Origin of the sequence: Methylophilus sp. 'Pure River', assembly GCF_046765995.1 — a bacterium.
Taxonomy (GTDB): Bacteria; Pseudomonadota; Gammaproteobacteria; order Burkholderiales; family Methylophilaceae; genus Methylophilus.
The window spans coordinates 24,097-40,418 of the sequence record NZ_JBKOUE010000011.1 but is presented as its reverse complement, the minus strand read 5'-3'; the positions used below and the strand labels follow the sequence as shown (position 1 = coordinate 40,418).

Here is a 16,322-nt window from a genome sequence, read left to right as displayed (position 1 = left end):
CTTAACCTTGTTTGGATTTCAAGTCAGCAATCGCTGATTTGATTGCATCTTCTGCCAGCACGGAGCAGTGAATTTTCACTGGCGGCAATGCCAGCTCTTCAGCAATCGCAGAGTTCTTGATCTCTTGCGCCTGATCCAGTGTTTTGCCTTTTAACCATTCTGTCACCAGCGAGCTGGAAGCAATCGCAGAGCCGCAACCATAAGTCTTGAATTTGGCATCTTCAATTACGCCTGCATCATTCACCTTGATTTGCAACTTCATCACGTCACCACACGCAGGCGCGCCGACCATGCCGGTGCCCACATTCGGGTCGTTTTTGTCCAGAGAACCCACGTTACGTGGATTTTCGTAGTGGTCCAATACTTTATCTGAGTAAGCCATGTTGTTGCTCCTATCAATTAAATCGCGACCAACAGGATTGTGCCGCTTTTTAATCCTTAAAAAATATTACTTAATTCGTAAAAATTGCAGATTTGACTGTCTGGCAAGGCGGAAGAGTGCGCCGTTTAGTCCATCTAAACAAGCACTTTGACAACGCCGCCAGGCGGTCAAAGATCAATTTTTAATGTTCCGCCCATTCTACTTTGGACAAATCAATTCCATCCTTGAACATCTCCCATAATGGGGACAGTTCACGCAATTTTCCAATTTTGCTCTTTAACAGATCAATCGTGTAATCTACATCGGCTTCAGTAGTAAAGCGTCCAATGCTGAAACGGATCGAGCTGTGTGCCAGTTCATCAGAACGGCCCAGTGCGCGCAGTACATAGCTAGGTTCCAGGCTGGCAGAGGTACATGCGGAGCCGGAGGAGACAGCAATGTCCTTGATTGCCATGATCAATGACTCGCCTTCAACGTAGTTAAAGCTGACGTTGAGGTTATGCGGCACGCGATGATCCAGGTCACCATTGACATAAGTCTCTTCAATCTGCAACAAGCCGTTCAGCAAACGGTCGCGCAGTGCTCGGATACGCTCGTTTTCGCTGGCCATTTCCTCACGTGCGATGCGGAAAGCTTCGCCCATGCCCGCAATCTGGTGCGTCGCCAGCGTGCCTGAACGCATGCCGCGCTCATGACCACCGCCGTGCATTTGCGCTTCAATGCGGATACGTGGTTTGCGGCGCACATACAAGGCACCGACGCCTTTAGGACCGTAGGTTTTGTGTGCGGAGAAGCTCATCAAGTCCACTGGCAATTTTTCCAGATCAATCGCGACCTTGCCGGTTGCCTGTGCCGCGTCGACGTGGAAAATAATATTATTGGCGCGGCATACATTGCCCAGCGCTTCAATATCCTGAATCACGCCGATTTCGTTATTGACCAGCATGATGGAGGCCAATACCGTGTCCGGGCGAATCGCAGCTTTGAATTTCTCAAGGTCAATCAGGCCGTCGGCTTCTGGTTGCAGGTAAGTCGCTTCGTAGCCCTCACGTTCCAGTTCACGCACGGTATCCAGCACCGCTTTGTGCTCGGTGGCTGCGGTGATAATGTGCTTGCCTTTGCTGCCAGCGTAAAAGTGCGCGGCACCTTTAATCGCCAGGTTGTTAGACTCCGTTGCGCCTGATGTCCAGACGATTTCACGTGGATCGGCATTGACCAGTTTGGCCACTTCTTCACGCGCGTTTTCTACCGCGTGCTCTGCGGTCCAGCCATACGGGTGGCTACGCGAAGCAGGGTTACCAAAGTCTTCGGTCAGGTAAGGAATCATTTTTTGCGCAACACGGGGGTCTACCGGTGTGGTCGCAGAGTAATCCAGGTAAATCGGCTTTCTTTCAGACATGTCTCATGCTCTTTCAATTAAAGTCTTATGCCGCAACGGCATTTAATCCTTTCAGACGCTGCACCTGTTGCTGCAACGCTGCTAAAAACTGTGTGATTTCTTCACTGGTATTGCTATCGCTCAGGCTGACACGCACTGCACCGCGTGCCAGATCTGGCGTGATGCCCATGGCCAGCAAAACATGGCTAGGCTCTGTACTGTCACTGGAGCAGGCTGAACCGCTAGCCACGGCAAAACCTGCTTTATCCAGGGCTGTGACCAATGTTTCGCCTTCAATATTCGTGATGGCAAAAAAGCTGGTGTTAGGCAGGCGCTTGGCCTGTGGCGCAAAAATTGTGGCGCCTAACTGGTTTAACCCCGCTTCGAGTTGCTCACGCAAACGCTGCACTGCCGTATGGCGCGTGTCCAGGGTTTCCATCGCTAACTGGCAAGCTTGAGCAAAACCAATCACGCCAGCGACATTTTCTGTGCCGCTACGAAGACCACGCTCCTGACCGCCACCATGCAGCAAGGGTCCAATGTCTACACGTTTATCAATAATCAATGCGCCGACGCCAATCGGCCCGCCAATTTTATGGCTGGAGATCGTCATCGCATTCACGCCCAGAGCGCTCATGTCGACGTGGATTTTGCCAAATGCCTGCACGGCATCAGTATGCAATAACGCACCATGTGCTTTTGCCAGTTTTGCCAATTCGGCGACTGGTTGTATGACGCCGGTTTCATTGTTTGCCAGCATGGCCGAGACTAAACCTGTGCGAGTGCTCAGTGCTTGTTCGGCCTGTGCCAAGTCAATCACGCCCTGACTGTCCACACCAATAGTGACCACTTTCCAATCATGCCAGGCCAGTGACTGTGCCGGGCGTGTCACGCACGGATGTTCAATGCCGCTGATCAGTAACTGTGACGGACTCAGGTTCGCCGTGATGCCTTTAATGGCAAAGTTATTGGCCTCTGTGCCGCCAGACGTAAACACGACTTGCGACGCCTGCACACCGACGCAAGCTGCAATCTGTTTCCTGGCCAGCTCTAGCGCTTCGCGTGCATTACGGCCAAACACATGGCGGCTGGTCGGGTTGCCCGTTGGCTGGCTCAACCAGGGCAGCATCGCTTCCAGCACCTGAGGATTTAACGCCGTGGTGCTGTTGTGGTCTAGGAAGACGTTTTTCGTTGTCATAGCCAAATATTAGGCGGCAATGGTTGCTTCAGAGCCACATTTTCTCGGTGCGAATACGATCGTACCTGCGCTTTTTTTGCGCTGCATATCAACCATGTCTGCCAGGCTGACACCGGACAAATAATCCAGAATCTTGCTATTTAATGACGCCCACAGCTCATGCGTCATGCAGCGGCCTTCGTCGTGGCAGTTCTCATTGCCGCCACATTGCGTCGCATCAATTTGTTCGTCCACGGCTGTGATAATGTCAGAGACTGAAATCTCGTGGTGCGATTTGGCAATACGGTAACCACCGCCTGGCCCGCGCACGCTGGAAACCAGACCTTGTTTGCGTAAGCGGCTAAATAACTGTTCAAGATAAGACAGTGAAATGCTTTGACGCTCACTGATGCCAGCTAAGGTGACTGGTTTGTCCGCTTCGTAGAGCGCGATGTCCAGCATTGCGGTAACAGCAAAACGTCCTTTGGTAGTTAATCGCATCTTGAGATGACCTTTTAAAACAGAGGTGAATTGTATAATAACCTACTGTTTTAGTCAATTATTATGCCCAAAAAGTTCAGGGCTTGATGTCGTGTTGCCAGAAGGTGGCTATTCGGGCTTTTTGGCAAAAGCCTCACCAACATTGGTATCGGTTTCAGTATCGCTCAGTTTGGCTAATTGTATTTTTAGTTCTGCGATCTCGGACTCTTGCTTGTGGGCATGGTCGAGCAGGCTGTTGATGGCCTTGATCATGGGGTCATTTTCATCGTTGCCAACCGCGTAGGCGCTGAAGCCCATTTTTTGCGCGGCATCCTGGCGTTGTTTGGCTTTTTCCTCTTCAAGAATACGCGCCGGGATGCCGACGGCTGTCGCGCCGTCTGGCACATCTTTGACCACCACCGCGTTCGAGCCAATCTTGGCATTTTTTCCAATGGTAATTGGCCCCAGCACTTTTGCGCCCGCGCCGATGACGACGCCAGACTCCAAAGTCGGATGGCGTTTGCCCTTGTTCCAGCTGGTGCCGCCTAAAGTCACGCCATGATACAGCGTGCAGTCATCGCCAATAATGGCTGTCTCCCCGACCACTACACCCATGCCGTGATCAATAAATACGCGGCGGCCTATGGTGGCACCGGGATGAATTTCGATGCCGGTAATCCAGCGCCCAAAGTGGGAGAGGGCACGCCCCAGCCAATACAGACGATGACTCCATAACCAATGGCTGAATCGATGCAGGATCAGGGCATGCACACCAGGGTAAGTGGTCAGAATCTCGAAATGGGTACGCGCCGCCGGATCGCGGTCAAACACAATCGAAATATCTTCTTTGAGGTGCTTAAACATGCGCGCATTATGCCATTAAGTTAGGCGCGCGTCTAAAGCTGGCACGGCTATTTACACTAAACGCGCAATTGCAAGCTTAGTATTTGCTGTGTTTTTTCGGGTTGACTGTCAGCGTCAAAATGCCACGCAATAAATTCACTTCTTCTTTCTCTAACCGGCTACGGCCATACAGGCGGCGCAGGCGTTCAAACAGCTTTTTAGGCGCGCGCGGGTTGATGTAGCCAATATGTTCCAGGACTTCGCGCATATGCTCGTAAAAACGCTCCAGGTCTTCCTGCGTGGCGAGCTCGGCTGGTTTTTCTTCGTAGTGTAGTTCCCCGGTCGTGATCGCCATACGTGTTTCATAACTCATGATTTGTACTGCTTGCGCCAGGTTGAGCGAAGTATACTCAGGGTTGGCCGGAATCGTCGCCAACACATGACAAAGATCAGCCTCGGCATTGCTCAGGCCGCTCATTTCCGTGCCAAATACCAATGCCACCTGGCTATGGCTCGCGACGGATTTTACTTCTTGTGCCGCTTCGCGCACCGTCATCACCTGCTGCGACAGCGAGCGTTCCTTGCCACTGACGCCAATCACGAACTGGCAATCGGCCAATGCCTCTTCCAGTGTTTCTGTCACCACGGCAGTTTCCAGTAAGTCAGCCGCATTTACCGCCAGCGAGTTTGCTTCGCTATCCGGAAAGTGCTTGGGGCGTACCAGGTAAAGGCGGCTTAAACCCATGGTTTTCATGGCGCGTGCAGTAGAACCAATGTTGCCAGGATGGCTGGTTTGGCATAAAACGACACGAATATTGGCAAAGATTGTAGATTCTGGAGTAGATGACATGGGTAAATGTTGCCGTTATGTTTGTGGCTAAGCGTGTAAAAAGCTAAAATAGCATTTTATCAGTTGAATCAAGATCCCACAGCATGCATCCAATCCTGAATGTCGCCATTCGCGCCGCGCGTGAAGCAGGCAAAATCATCAACCGTGGCGCCATGGACATCGGCGCCTTAAAAGTCGAGCAAAAAGACACCAATGACTTTGTCAGCGAAATTGACCGCAATGCCGAGCAAGCCATTATCAATGTATTAAAAGAAGCTTACCCAAACCACGGCTTTTATGGCGAAGAAACGGGTAAAACCAATAGCGAATCCGATAATATCTGGATTATCGACCCGTTAGATGGTACGACTAACTTTTTGCATAACTTCCCGGCTTACTGTATTTCAATTGCCCTGCAAGAAAAAGGCGTGCTGACACAAGCGGTGATTTACGACCCAGTGCGCAACGACCTGTTTACCGCTACCAGAGGCAGCGGCGCGTTTCTGAATAATCGCCGTATTCGCGTCACCCAGCGTACCAAATTGCAAGAAGCATTGCTTTCCACAGGGTTCCCATTCAAAGATTTCAGCTATCTGGATACTTATATCAATATCTTCCGCGATATGGCCAAGAAAACAGCTGGCTTGCGCCGTCCAGGCTCCGCCGCGCTGGATCTCGCCTATGTCGCCGCCGGTTTCACTGACGGTTTCTTCGAGATTAACCTGTCGCCATGGGATATCGCTGCTGGTGCGTTGCTGGTACAAGAGGCCGGTGGTATTGTCGGTGACTTTGAAGGCAATGAAAGCTGGTTACGTACCGGTAATATCGTTGCGGCGAACCCGAAAGTGTTTGGGCAAATGCTGCAAGTGATTGCACCGCACTTAACTGAGCGGATCAAGACACCGACATTGGTCGCGTAGTTTTTTGATTGGGATGGATAAGTAGACCCGGATAGAAATATCCGGGTTTATTTTTTGTGGGTGATTGGTCGGGACGGAGATTCCTTAATTAGTGGTTGTTTGTGGCGGTTTGTTTCGCCTTGTTGGCGAGTCACTTTCTGGTGCTTGTCCCCCAGAAAGTAACCAAGGAGGAAGACACCCAGCCATCACGGCCTAAAGGCTCCCTTGCGTTGCTCAACAAAATAAGCGGTCACGAAACTCGCCCTAGCAGCTTGCACACTACGCAAGCTGCCGCGGTGCTCAGACAGTCGCTCCCTTCTCCCTTGTTTTGTCTCCGCTACTCAGCGTGATGGAATGGGATTTATCTCGCCAAACTCACATTTCATAAATGCGGACGATCTAAAAACCAGATTCTTTTTCTTCAATTCGCGAACGGTTGCAGTCGCATGGTGTTTGGGTCCCCATCTGCCGCGCCGAGTAGCGCAGGCGAAGTGGGGGATGTCGACCATCGGCTGTTCGAGTTCCGCAACGAGCCACGTCTTGTGTGGCTTGTCAGGGCGAGTTTCGATGGACGCCCGCTTTGACGAGCAACACAGGAAACAAGCGGAAGCTGGGGTGTCTTGTTCTTTGCCTTCTTTCTTATGGACAGGCATAAGAAAGAATGGTCGCCGAAAAGGCGAAATAGATCGCTCATCAAACAACCTTCGCTTTGTGCAAGCAAAAAAAGCAACTCGCCAGCAAGGCGAAAGAAACTGCTATATAAACATATCTCTTTGAAGAATAACTTTCTTCCATCATCGTCTTTCTATCAGCACGCTCGGCAAAAAACATGCTTTTGTTGTAAGATGCACTGGCTATTTATTCCAACCTCTCTAAATCAAAGTTTCCCTGCATGGCCTTCGAAAATCACACCCCCATGATGCGTCAATACCTGACGTTGAAAGCACAGTATCCCGATATGCTGCTGTTTTACCGCATGGGTGATTTTTACGAACTGTTTTTTGAGGATGCTGAAAAAGCGTCGCGTTTGCTTGGGATTACACTGACCCGCCGTGGTGCCAGCAATGGCGAGCCGATTAAGATGGCAGGTTTGCCTTACCATGCAGCCGAAGGGTATCTGGCCAAATTGGCGAAAATGGGCGAAGCGGTGGCCATTTGCGAGCAGGTGGGTGATCCGGCAACGTCTAAAGGGCCGGTAGCGCGTGAGGTGACGCGTATCCTCACCCCTGGCACCCTGACGGATGCGGCGCTGCTAGATGAGACACGTGATAACACGCTGCTGTGTGTGGCCAAAGGGGAAGGTTTACTGGGTTTGGCGCGGCTCAACCTGGCCTCTGGTGAGTTTGTGTTGAGTGAAATCGCGCCCGGACATTTGTCGCAAGAGCTGGAGCGTATTCATCCTGCCGAGCTGGTGATTGCAGAGGACCATAGTTCAGAGGTATTGCAACAGTCACGTTGCGCTAAAAAGCGCTTGGCGCCATGGCAGTTTGACCTGGATACCGCTAACCGCAGTTTGACGCAGCAATTCAATACGCATGACCTGGGTGGTTTTGGTTGTGCTGAAATGCCTGCGGCAGTGACGGCGGCGGGGGCTTTGCTGGAATATGTGAAGCATACCCAGCGCACGGCGTTGCCGCATATTGCCGGTTTACGTGTAGAGCAGAGCCATCATTACCTGCAACTGGACGCGGCGACACGCCGCAACCTGGAAATTGATACCACCATTCGTGGTGAAGCCACGCCGACGTTGTATTCATTGCTGAATTCAACACAAACGGCCATGGGCGCGCGATTGTTACGTCATTGGTTGCATCATCCTTTGCGCAACCAGCACCTCATCCAGCAGCGTCATTTGGCAGTGGCTGAGTTGCTGGGGCAGTTTCTGGATAGTGCATTGCAGCAGGCGCTGCATCCGATAGGCGATATTGAGCGCATGACGGCACGGGTTGCTCTGAAAACGGCCCGTCCGCGTGATTTGTCTGGTTTGCGTGATAGTTTGTTGCAATTGCCTGCGCTGGTTGCGGCATTGCCAGGAGCCATGTCTCCTTTATTGCAAGGGTTGCTGGGTGAGTTGCAAGCGCCCTCTGATGCGTTGCAGTTGTTGGTGCAGGCGATTCAGGCGGAGCCTTCTGCGGTGTTGCGCGAAGGCGGCGTGATCGCCACTGGTTACGATGGCGAACTGGATGAGTTGCGTGCGATTCAGACCGATCATGGTGACTTCTTATTGCAATTTGAAGCTGCAGAAAAAGCCCGTACCGGTATTGCCAATCTCAAGGTTGAATATAACAGTGTGCATGGTTTTTATATTGAAATCAGCCGCTTGCAGGCCGAAAGTGCGCCACCGGAATATCGCCGCCGCCAAACACTAAAAAACGTTGAGCGTTTTATTACTCCTGAACTTAAAGCGTTTGAAGATAAGGTTCTGAGTGCTAATGAGCGTGCCTTGGCGCGCGAAAAAATGCTTTATGAGCAGGTGCTGGATGCACTGTTGCCGCACATTACCACGTTGCAACGTATCGCCACGGCGGTCGCCAGCCTGGATGTACTGGCCTGTTTTGCCGAGCGGGCACGGGCACTCAATTATGTGCAACCTGAGTTTCGTGCCGAGATTGGCCTCGATATTCAGCATGGCCGCCATCCTGTGGTGGAAAGCATTGCCCAGCCTTATGTGGCGAATGACGTCACGCTCAATGCCTATCGGCAATTATTGCTGATTACTGGCCCGAACATGGGTGGTAAATCCACCTTTATGCGGCAGACCGCATTGATCGTATTATTGGCTTATTGCGGCAGTTTTGTACCAGCACAAACGGCAGTCATTGGTGAGGTTGACCGTATCTTTACCCGCATTGGGGCATCTGACGACTTGGCCGGTGGTCGTTCTACCTTTATGGTGGAAATGACGGAAACGGCTAATATCCTCAACAATGCCAGTGCCAATAGCCTGGTGTTGCTGGATGAAATTGGCCGCGGTACCAGTACGTTTGACGGTTTGAGCCTGGCCTGGGCCGTGGCTAAACAGTTGCTGGAGAAAAACAAATCGTTGACCTTGTTTGCCACACACTACTTTGAGCTGACTCGCATTGTCGATGAAGCTAAGCATGCCGCCAATGTGCATCTGGATGCGGTGGAGCATGGTCAGGGTATTGTGTTTTTACATAAGGTAGAAGAGGGCGCCGCGACCATGAGTTACGGCATACAGGTGGCGCAGTTGGCCGGTATTCCTAAGTCTGTGGTGCAACTGGCCAAGCGCAAACTGCAACAACTGGAAAACCAAACCATTGCCGCTACACCACAAAATGATTTGTTTGCGGTAAGTCATGCGCCAGAGGAACCGCCTTTGCATCCCCTGGTCGCAGAGTTAGAGCGTATTCAACCGGATGACCTGACGCCCAAGCAGGCGTTAGAGTTACTGTATTCTTTAAAAAAACAATTGTGAGGATTTGACCATGCAAAAACCTGCGATCACGCAACAAGCCATTCATGAACTGTTAGCTAACCGCTGGAGCGGCCGTGCTTATGATGCAGACCAGTCGGTCAGCAAAGAACAAGTGGTTAGCCTGCTTGAAGCCGCCCGTTGGGCGCCATCCTGTTTTGGCGACCAGCCCTGGCGCTATGTTGTTTGCAACAAGGCCGATAATCTGCAAGCCTGGCAGGCAGCGTTTGATTGCCTGGTGCCTGGCAACCAAGGCTGGGCAGTTAACGCGCCGGTGCTGTTATTAATTTGCGCAGATACCTTGTTTGGCCATAACGATAAACCGAATAAGTGGGCCGCCTACGATACAGGCGCCGCGACTGAAAACCTGTGTTTGCAAGCCACAGCCCTGGGCCTGATGGCGCACCAAATGGGTGGATTCGACGCCGATAAAGCCAGGGCAACTTTCAAGGTGCCAGAGCGCTACCAAATTTTAGCCATGGTGACTGTAGGCTACCAGGCATCCGTAGACAGTTTATCGGGCGAAGTGAAAGAGCGCGAACTGGCTGCCCGTAGTCGCAAGCCACTGGAAGAGTTATTTTTTAATGGGGTCTGGCAAGGTCAATAATGTTGCATCTCTGTCTACGAGTAGATTAGCCCGTTTGGGTAGATTAGCCGCTGATCAATCATATTGTTGTTGAGTTATTTGACACGATGAATTAGCATGGGGCATAAATAAAATTTGTTATTAAAAATATGCCTGTTTATTCGGGTTAATTCTTAGAGGAGAGAGAATATGTTGATTTCGCGCTTTGCTAAAACGCTGGTCGGCGCAGCCTTGTTTGTAGGCATGTCTTTTGCCAATGCCGCTAGTTATACCTTTGTAGGTAGCTGGTCTGTGTATAACGATGATGCACCATACTGGAGCGATGTTGCCTATGATGCGACCAATGGTCCATTAGCCTATACCGCTCAAGAAGCCGCTGCACTGTTGTTTGGTGGCTCTGCATCAGACTACGTAATCAGTACTATTGATGCGTCTGCTGCAAACATCGACTTCCAGGCTTGGTATGACGTGATTGGTTACGGCGGTGCTGTATTTGCACAAGACTATAACAACAAATACAACGGAGCATACTACGGTCCAGTAGATTCATTCGTGTTGGGTGATATTCACTCTGCTGCTTCTGCCTTTGTTAGAGACAACAATGTCACTAATCTGAACTATGCATTCCGCGTGAATGCTGTACCGGAACCAGAAACCTACGGTTTGCTGATGGCTGGCCTGGGTGCTATTGTATTGGTGCGTAGAAGAAAAGCCACTGTGTAATTCATGCGCATGTGAACCATAAAAAAGTCGGCTTTGCCGACTTTTTTGTTTTTAAGGTTTGGGACGAGTCACCGATGAAAATTTCTCTGGCATCAGGCTTCGTCTGTTAAAATATGAGTCATAAAAACAATTTTTTGGACTGGAGATAGTATGGCGGTTGTAACACTGACCAAAGAAAACTTTAAAGAAACCATCGAAAGCAATGCGTTCGTGATTGTCGACTTTTGGGCGCCATGGTGTGACCCTTGTGTCGCATTTACGCCGACTTTTGAAGCTGCTGCAGCAAAAAATCCGGACATCGTATTTGGTATGGTGAATACTGAAACTGATCCGGAAATTTCTGAGTATTTCGAAGTGAAGCAGATTCCTGGATTGTTGGTCATTCGTGAGCGTGCAGGTATTCATGCGCAAGTCGGGGAGATTGGTGCACCGGCGCTGGATGAGATTATCAAGTGGGCACGTGAGTTTGATATGACGCCAGTGCGTGAATATTACAAAGCGGAAGACGCTAAGCAATAATCGCTGATTATTGTGTTTAAAAAGCCATGCATTGCATGGCTTTTTGCTTTTTGAGTGTGTCAATTAGTGATGTAATGGGCGTTGCTTTTTGCCTTTTCGGCGAGTTACTTTCTTTAGCTTGCCCAAAGCGAAGACTATTCTATGATCGATCTATTTCGCCTCTCGGCGACCATTCTTTCTTATGCTTGTCCATAAGAAAGAAGGCAAAGAACAAGACACCCCAGCTTCCGCTTGATTCCTGTGCTACTCGGCTTGCCGGGCGTCCATCGAAACTCGCCCTGACAAGCCACAAAAGACGTGGCTTGTTGCGGAGCTCGGACAGCCGATGGTCGAAGACTCCCGTCAATCCTGCGTTGCTCGGCGCGGCAGATGGGGACCCCGAACACCAGGCGAACGCAACTGTTTTCAGACTTTAGTAAAAGAATCTGGTTTTTAACCATCCGAACTAAATCAATGCAAGTTAGATGAGACAAATCCCATCTCATCACGCTGAGTAGCACAGGCGAAGTGGGGGGGCTCTGCCATCGACTGTTCGAGTTCCGCGGTGGCTTGCGGGGTGTGCAAGCCGCTAGGGCGAGTTTCGATGGACGCCCATTTTGTTGAGCAACGCAAGGGAGCCGTCAGGCCGTGATGGCTGGGTGTCTTCCTCTTTGGTTACTTTTTGGGGGACAAGCACCAGAAAGTGACTCGCCGAAAGGCGAAATAGGATATTGCTATAGCAAGCATTGGCTAAAGGCCTCTTTCTTGATCACTTTTAATCCACTGGCACTTTCGCCCGCGCCACCACATTCCTCAGTACAAAACTGGTATGTACGCCTGTAACACCTGCAATTTTGGTGATTTTATGCAGCAACAGATGCTGGTAATCATCCATGTCCTTTACAACCACTTTAAGCAAATAGTCTGATTGTTGGCCGGTAATCAGCAGGCATTCAAGCACTTCTGGAATCTGCGTGATGCTGCTTTCAAAATTGGCAAACCGTTCTGGTGTGTGTTGATCCATGGAAATACCAATCAACGCCATTAAGCTCAACCCCAGCTTTTTGGCATCGACCAGTGCCTGATAGCCAAGTATCAGGCCTGCTTGTTCTAATGCTTTGACTCTTCTCAGGCATGGCGCAGGGGAGAGGCCGATACGGTCAGCGAGTTCCTGGTTGCTGATGTGTCCATCGGTTTGCAGAATGCTGAGTATGGCTTTGTCGAACCGGTCTAATTTCATATAAATTTCAACTTTAATTTTATATTGAAATAATATTACAAAAATAATTAATTAATTGAAATAATATTTTTTAAATTGGCTATTTGTGTGGAAATTAGCAATTTAATTTTTCGCCAAACCTCTATCATGTCTCCTGTCAAAAACAAAACCGATGGAGCACAGCATGCAGACACAATCCGCACAAAAATATCAGGCCTTTCCCCCTGTGAATCTCAAAGACCGCCAGTGGCCGAATGCAGTCATCAGCCAGCCTCCGATCTGGATGAGTACTGACCTGCGTGATGGTAACCAGTCGCTGTTTGAGCCTATGGATGCGGAAAAGAAACTGCGTATGTTTAATATGCTGTGCCAGATGGGATTCAAAGAAATTGAAGTGGCTTTTCCTTCGGCGTCACAAACGGATTTTAATTTTGTACGCAGCCTGATTGAGGAAAAGCGCATCCCGGATGATGTGACCATAGAAGTGCTGACGCAGGCGCGTGAGCACCTGATACGCCGGACCATGGAGTCGGTGCGTGGCGCACGGCGTGTCATTGTGCATATTTATAATGCGATCTCGCCTACGTTTAGAGAGGTCGTCTTTAATATGAGCAAGGCCGAGGTGAAAGCCATGGCCGTCGATTCGGTGAAGCTGGTCAAGGCACTGGCAGTCGACATGCCTGAAACCGAAATCATCATGCAATATAGCCCGGAGACGTTTACGGCCACTGAGCTTGATTTTTCTAAAGAGGTATGTGATGCAGTCACCGAGGCCTGGGAGGCGACGCCAACACGCAAGGTGATTATCAATTGCCCGGCGACGGTAGAAGTGGCGAGCCCCAATGTGTATGCAGACCAGATTGAGTGGATGCACCGCAACCTGGCGCGCCGCGATAGCGTTATTCTGAGTCTGCATCCGCATAATGACCGCGGTACGGCGGTAGCTGCGACCGAGCTGGGTATCATGGCGGGCGCTGATCGCGTCGAAGGTTGCCTGTTCGGGCATGGCGAGCGTACAGGGAATGTTGACCTGGTGACAGTGGCGCTTAATATGTATACGCAAGGTGTGCATCCCGGCCTGGACTTTTCGGATATTGATGCGATTGGCCGTACGGTTGAAGAATGTACGCAGATTGAGATTCATCCGCGCCATCCTTATGCGGGGGATCTGGTTTTTACTGCATTCTCTGGCTCACACCAGGATGCGATTAAAAAAGGCTTTGCGACACAGCAGGCAGATGCGCGCTGGAACGTGCCTTACCTGCCTATTGACCCTAAAGACCTGGGCCGCAATTATGATTCGATTATTCGCGTGAATAGCCAGTCCGGTAAAGGCGGCGTGGCCTACCTGATGGAAAACCATTACGGTGTCGTCATGCCCAGACGCATGCAGGTGGAGTTTTCAGGCGTGGTCCAGCAATATACGGATCAGCATGGCAGTGAAGTCGGGCCTGCCGAGCTGTGGCAGCTGTTTAATGCACAGTATGTGTCTGCCATCGTGCCTCTGCACTTTCAGGACTACCAGCTTGAAACGCATGCACAAGGACAGGCCATCCGCATGCATATTGCCGTGAATGGTGTACCGACCATCGCCAGCGGGCAGGGCAATGGGCCGGTAGATGCGGCAGTTCATGCGCTGCAGAATATTGGCATACAGGTACAAGTACGCAGTTTCGAAGAGCGCTCACTGGGTGCTAGCCCTTCTGCTGGCGAAGCGACTGCCTGTGCCTTTGTTGAAGTCGTCTGCCAGGGCAAAGTCTGTTATGGCGTGGGCATGGATACTAATATCGTGACTGCTTCTATTAAAGCGATTTTCAGCGGCATGAATCGTTGTGGTGTACAGCCCGCAGGGATGGTTAAAATGGCCTGATGTGATTGACCGCCGCCTATCGTCTTAGGCGGCGTATCTTTACCAGTGGCCGGTGGAGATGAGTCTATAGATGAAATAGGCGCCAACCAGCATCATGGCATAGACCGGCAGGTTGCTTGCTGAGCGCCGTTGCTGGCTGCTGATGTGGGTGATGTAGCGATGGAAGGCGAAGGCAGCCAGTAGCCCAACGGCAGTGAGTATCATGTTGAGCGTTGAAGCCATGACCCATTGCACCCAGTCCATTGGCCCCTGGTTGCTGCCAAATACATGCACGGCAATGCCGATAAAGCCGCACACCATCAAGCCCAGGGTAAATGATGCCTGCACAATTTGCCAGGGGCTGTCCGGGCGGATAGTGCGGTTTTTGCTGTAACGGTTTGGATCCATGCGCTACTCCTTTCAAGCAACATGCGCCTAAGCGCCATTGATTGCTTTCAAGCCCGCACAGAGTGCGCGGGTGTTAACTGTTACTGCTTATTGTAGCCGGATTATTTGGTAAATAACCGACCGGGTCTACCGGTTTGCCTTTTTGGCGAATCTCGAAATGCAGTACCGGTGATTTGTTATTGGCTTGGGCTGGCAAATTGGCCAGTTTTTCGCCAGAGGCCACAAACGCGCCTTCTTTCACTAAAGAATTCCCTTGATGGGCATACACTGAGAGCAGGTTGCTGTTGTGCTTGATGATGATCAGCTTGCCGTAGCCACGTACATCCATGCCGCTGTAAATGACTTTGCCAGCCCCTGCGGCATTAATCACCTGGCCTGCATTGCCAGTGATATTGAGGCCTTTGTTGGTTTGGGCGTCAAAGCCAGTGCTGACTTTGCCCGCTAATGGCCATTGCCATTGAATATCCGCATCGGTAATTGCTTCAAGGTCCGTTGCTGTTGCCGTCTTGCCAGTGTCAGCAGGTGCCTGCGCATTGCTTGCTGCTGCAGTCGTCGCGGGTTCCGCAGCATTGTTAATGTCTGGGCGAACAATGGCTGAAGTCACGACTTCTGCATCATCTGGCGGATTGGCACTGTCATTGGCTTTGCTATTTGCCGTGCTGCTCGTTGCCTTGGCGTTCAGGCTGAGCACTTGGCCAACATGAATCTCGTACGGCGCCTGTAACTGGTTAACGTCGGCCAGCTTCATGAACGGGATGCCAAACTTACGGCCTATGCTGTACAGTGTGTCGCCTTTTTGCACCAGGTATTGATTAGCCCCCAGCGTTGCCGGCGTAGCCACTGGTTTATTACTCTCGGTACTGCCCGGGATATTGCTGACAGAGCTACTGCTGACCGGCGCCCGTGGCATGGGTGAGTTAAGGGCGCAGGCGGCAAGTGTGCAGCTGGTGCCCCATACCGTGAGCAAAGTGCGGAATCTCATGATAAAGCCGTGCCTCCCAACAATGGAACAAATTTGACCGGCTCCAACGCAATTTGTTGTACGCCTTGTGCGCTACGCTCGATCAGATGTAAGACTTGTTCTGTGGTGCCGACCGGAATCACCATGCGGCCACCCACGGCCAGTTGTTCAACCAGCTCTTGCGGTACATGGCTGGCAGCGGCAGTGACCATAATGGCATCAAATGGTCCATAACTTTTCAAGCCCAGGCTGCCATCGGCATGGTCCAGTTTAACGTTGGTGCATTTTAAGGTGCGCAAATGGTTTCTGGCTTTCATCACCAGCGGACGTATGCGTTCCAGTGAGTAAACCTCGGTGCTGACGCGTGACAATACCGACGTCTGGTAGCCGCAACCAGTGCCTATCTCCAGCACTTTATTGAGCTGTTTGCCATTGCGCAGGATTTGCGTCATTTTGGCCACAATATAAGGCTGTGAAATGGTCTGGCCGTAGCCAATCGGCAATGAAACATCTTCATAAGCGCGAATAGATAGCGCTTCATCGACAAAGATATGGCGCGGAATATCGGCCATAGCGGCGATCACTACTTCATCGCTAATCCCTTGTTCGCGCAGGCGGGTCAGCATGCGCTCACGGGTACGTGACGACGTCATG

Annotated in this window: 16 protein-coding genes; 6 read left to right on the top strand and 10 right to left on the bottom strand. The window is 51.0% G+C overall.

Annotated elements, in window-relative coordinates; all coding sequences use genetic code 11:
• Position 1: 1 nt before the first annotated feature.
• The 6 genes from iscU to ACIDE9_RS12945 all read right to left on the bottom strand — a co-directional run bounded on the left by iscU (position 2) and on the right by ACIDE9_RS12945 (position 5,110).
• Positions 2 to 382, bottom strand: a complete 381-nt coding sequence (iscU, locus tag ACIDE9_RS12970) for a Fe-S cluster assembly scaffold IscU (protein WP_019882635.1) — start codon at positions 380 to 382, stop codon at positions 2 to 4.
• 181 nt (positions 383 to 563) lie between these two features.
• Complete coding sequence (locus ACIDE9_RS12965) at positions 564 to 1,781, bottom strand: IscS subfamily cysteine desulfurase (protein ID WP_411995132.1); 1,218 nt, start codon at positions 1,779 to 1,781, stop codon at positions 564 to 566.
• Between the two features lie 25 nt (positions 1,782 to 1,806).
• Positions 1,807 to 2,958, bottom strand: a complete 1,152-nt coding sequence (locus tag ACIDE9_RS12960) for a cysteine desulfurase family protein (RefSeq protein ID WP_411995131.1) — start codon at positions 2,956 to 2,958, stop codon at positions 1,807 to 1,809.
• 9 nt (positions 2,959 to 2,967) lie between these two features.
• Positions 2,968 to 3,438 carry a Fe-S cluster assembly transcriptional regulator IscR gene (gene iscR, locus ACIDE9_RS12955; protein WP_411995130.1) on the bottom strand — a complete coding sequence of 157 codons (471 nt, stop codon included), beginning with the start codon at positions 3,436 to 3,438 and terminating at the stop codon, positions 2,968 to 2,970.
• Positions 3,439 to 3,546: 108 nt separating this feature from the next.
• Positions 3,547 to 4,281, bottom strand: a complete 735-nt coding sequence (gene cysE, locus ACIDE9_RS12950) for a serine O-acetyltransferase (protein ID WP_194742621.1) — start codon at positions 4,279 to 4,281, stop codon at positions 3,547 to 3,549.
• Between the two features lie 76 nt (positions 4,282 to 4,357).
• On the bottom strand, positions 4,358 to 5,110 hold the full coding sequence (locus ACIDE9_RS12945) for an RNA methyltransferase (RefSeq protein ID WP_411995129.1): 753 nt from the start codon (positions 5,108 to 5,110) through the stop codon (positions 4,358 to 4,360).
• 83 nt (positions 5,111 to 5,193) lie between these two features.
• Here ACIDE9_RS12945 and ACIDE9_RS12940 point away from each other — a divergent pair, with 83 nt between their 5' ends.
• The 5 genes from ACIDE9_RS12940 to ACIDE9_RS12920 all read left to right on the top strand — a co-directional run bounded on the left by ACIDE9_RS12940 (position 5,194) and on the right by ACIDE9_RS12920 (position 11,252).
• Positions 5,194 to 6,009, top strand: a complete 816-nt coding sequence (locus tag ACIDE9_RS12940) for an inositol monophosphatase family protein (protein ID WP_411995128.1) — start codon at positions 5,194 to 5,196, stop codon at positions 6,007 to 6,009.
• 871 nt (positions 6,010 to 6,880) lie between these two features.
• On the top strand, positions 6,881 to 9,427 hold the full coding sequence (gene mutS / locus ACIDE9_RS12935; protein WP_411995127.1) for a DNA mismatch repair protein MutS: 2,547 nt from the start codon (positions 6,881 to 6,883) through the stop codon (positions 9,425 to 9,427).
• Between the two features lie 10 nt (positions 9,428 to 9,437).
• Positions 9,438 to 10,031: a nitroreductase family protein gene (locus ACIDE9_RS12930; protein ID WP_411995126.1), complete on the top strand. Its 594-nt coding sequence runs from the start codon at positions 9,438 to 9,440 to the stop codon at positions 10,029 to 10,031.
• 168 nt (positions 10,032 to 10,199) lie between these two features.
• Positions 10,200 to 10,733: a PEP-CTERM sorting domain-containing protein gene (locus ACIDE9_RS12925; RefSeq protein ID WP_411995125.1), complete on the top strand. Its 534-nt coding sequence runs from the start codon at positions 10,200 to 10,202 to the stop codon at positions 10,731 to 10,733.
• Between the two features lie 150 nt (positions 10,734 to 10,883).
• Entirely contained in the window at positions 10,884 to 11,252 is a 369-nt protein-coding gene (locus tag ACIDE9_RS12920) for a thioredoxin family protein (RefSeq protein WP_411995124.1), read from the top strand.
• Between the two features lie 754 nt (positions 11,253 to 12,006).
• Here the strand turns inward: ACIDE9_RS12920 and ACIDE9_RS12915 are convergent.
• On the bottom strand, positions 12,007 to 12,471 hold the full coding sequence (locus ACIDE9_RS12915) for an Lrp/AsnC family transcriptional regulator (RefSeq protein WP_194742875.1): 465 nt from the start codon (positions 12,469 to 12,471) through the stop codon (positions 12,007 to 12,009).
• A gap of 163 nt (positions 12,472 to 12,634) precedes the next feature.
• Here ACIDE9_RS12915 and leuA point away from each other — a divergent pair, with 163 nt between their 5' ends.
• Positions 12,635 to 14,320 (top strand): 2-isopropylmalate synthase, encoded by a 1,686-nt coding sequence (leuA, locus tag ACIDE9_RS12910; RefSeq protein WP_411995123.1) that lies wholly within the window; start codon positions 12,635 to 12,637, stop codon positions 14,318 to 14,320.
• Between the two features lie 39 nt (positions 14,321 to 14,359).
• Here the strand turns inward: leuA and ACIDE9_RS12905 are convergent, their stop codons facing one another.
• From ACIDE9_RS12905 to ACIDE9_RS12895, 3 genes are all read right to left on the bottom strand, one after another.
• Entirely contained in the window at positions 14,360 to 14,707 is a 348-nt protein-coding gene (locus ACIDE9_RS12905) for a hypothetical protein (RefSeq protein WP_411995122.1), read from the bottom strand.
• Between the two features lie 73 nt (positions 14,708 to 14,780).
• The gene (locus ACIDE9_RS12900) at positions 14,781 to 15,689 is read right to left on the bottom strand and encodes a peptidoglycan DD-metalloendopeptidase family protein (protein ID WP_411995121.1); all 909 of its coding nucleotides are present in this window, start codon (positions 15,687 to 15,689) and stop codon (positions 14,781 to 14,783) included.
• Positions 15,686 to 16,321 (bottom strand): protein-L-isoaspartate(D-aspartate) O-methyltransferase, encoded by a 636-nt coding sequence (locus ACIDE9_RS12895; RefSeq protein ID WP_411995189.1) that lies wholly within the window; start codon positions 16,319 to 16,321, stop codon positions 15,686 to 15,688. Before ACIDE9_RS12895 ends, ACIDE9_RS12900 begins: the two co-directional genes overlap by 4 nt.
• Between the last annotated feature and the right edge of the window lies 1 nt (position 16,322).

Coding starts and splice junctions, on each gene's coding strand:
- ACIDE9_RS12920 (WP_411995124.1), top strand. CDS start 10,884: ATGGCGGTTGTAACACTGACCAAAGAAAACTTTAAAGAAACCATCGAA.
- ACIDE9_RS12965 (WP_411995132.1), bottom strand. CDS start 1,781: ATGTCTGAAAGAAAGCCGATTTACCTGGATTACTCTGCGACCACACCG.
- ACIDE9_RS12940 (WP_411995128.1), top strand. CDS start 5,194: ATGCATCCAATCCTGAATGTCGCCATTCGCGCCGCGCGTGAAGCAGGC.
- ACIDE9_RS12930 (WP_411995126.1), top strand. CDS start 9,438: ATGCAAAAACCTGCGATCACGCAACAAGCCATTCATGAACTGTTAGCT.
- ACIDE9_RS12925 (WP_411995125.1), top strand. CDS start 10,200: ATGTTGATTTCGCGCTTTGCTAAAACGCTGGTCGGCGCAGCCTTGTTT.
- cysE (WP_194742621.1), bottom strand. CDS start 4,281: ATGTTTAAGCACCTCAAAGAAGATATTTCGATTGTGTTTGACCGCGAT.
- ACIDE9_RS12960 (WP_411995131.1), bottom strand. CDS start 2,958: ATGACAACGAAAAACGTCTTCCTAGACCACAACAGCACCACGGCGTTA.
- iscR (WP_411995130.1), bottom strand. CDS start 3,438: ATGCGATTAACTACCAAAGGACGTTTTGCTGTTACCGCAATGCTGGAC.
- mutS (WP_411995127.1), top strand. CDS start 6,881: ATGGCCTTCGAAAATCACACCCCCATGATGCGTCAATACCTGACGTTG.
- iscU (WP_019882635.1), bottom strand. CDS start 382: ATGGCTTACTCAGATAAAGTATTGGACCACTACGAAAATCCACGTAAC.
- ACIDE9_RS12905 (WP_411995122.1), bottom strand. CDS start 14,707: ATGGATCCAAACCGTTACAGCAAAAACCGCACTATCCGCCCGGACAGC.
- ACIDE9_RS12915 (WP_194742875.1), bottom strand. CDS start 12,471: ATGAAATTAGACCGGTTCGACAAAGCCATACTCAGCATTCTGCAAACC.
- ACIDE9_RS12895 (WP_411995189.1), bottom strand. CDS start 16,321: ATGACGTCGTCACGTACCCGTGAGCGCATGCTGACCCGCCTGCGCGAA.
- leuA (WP_411995123.1), top strand. CDS start 12,635: ATGCAGACACAATCCGCACAAAAATATCAGGCCTTTCCCCCTGTGAAT.
- ACIDE9_RS12900 (WP_411995121.1), bottom strand. CDS start 15,689: ATGAGATTCCGCACTTTGCTCACGGTATGGGGCACCAGCTGCACACTT.
- ACIDE9_RS12945 (WP_411995129.1), bottom strand. CDS start 5,110: ATGTCATCTACTCCAGAATCTACAATCTTTGCCAATATTCGTGTCGTT.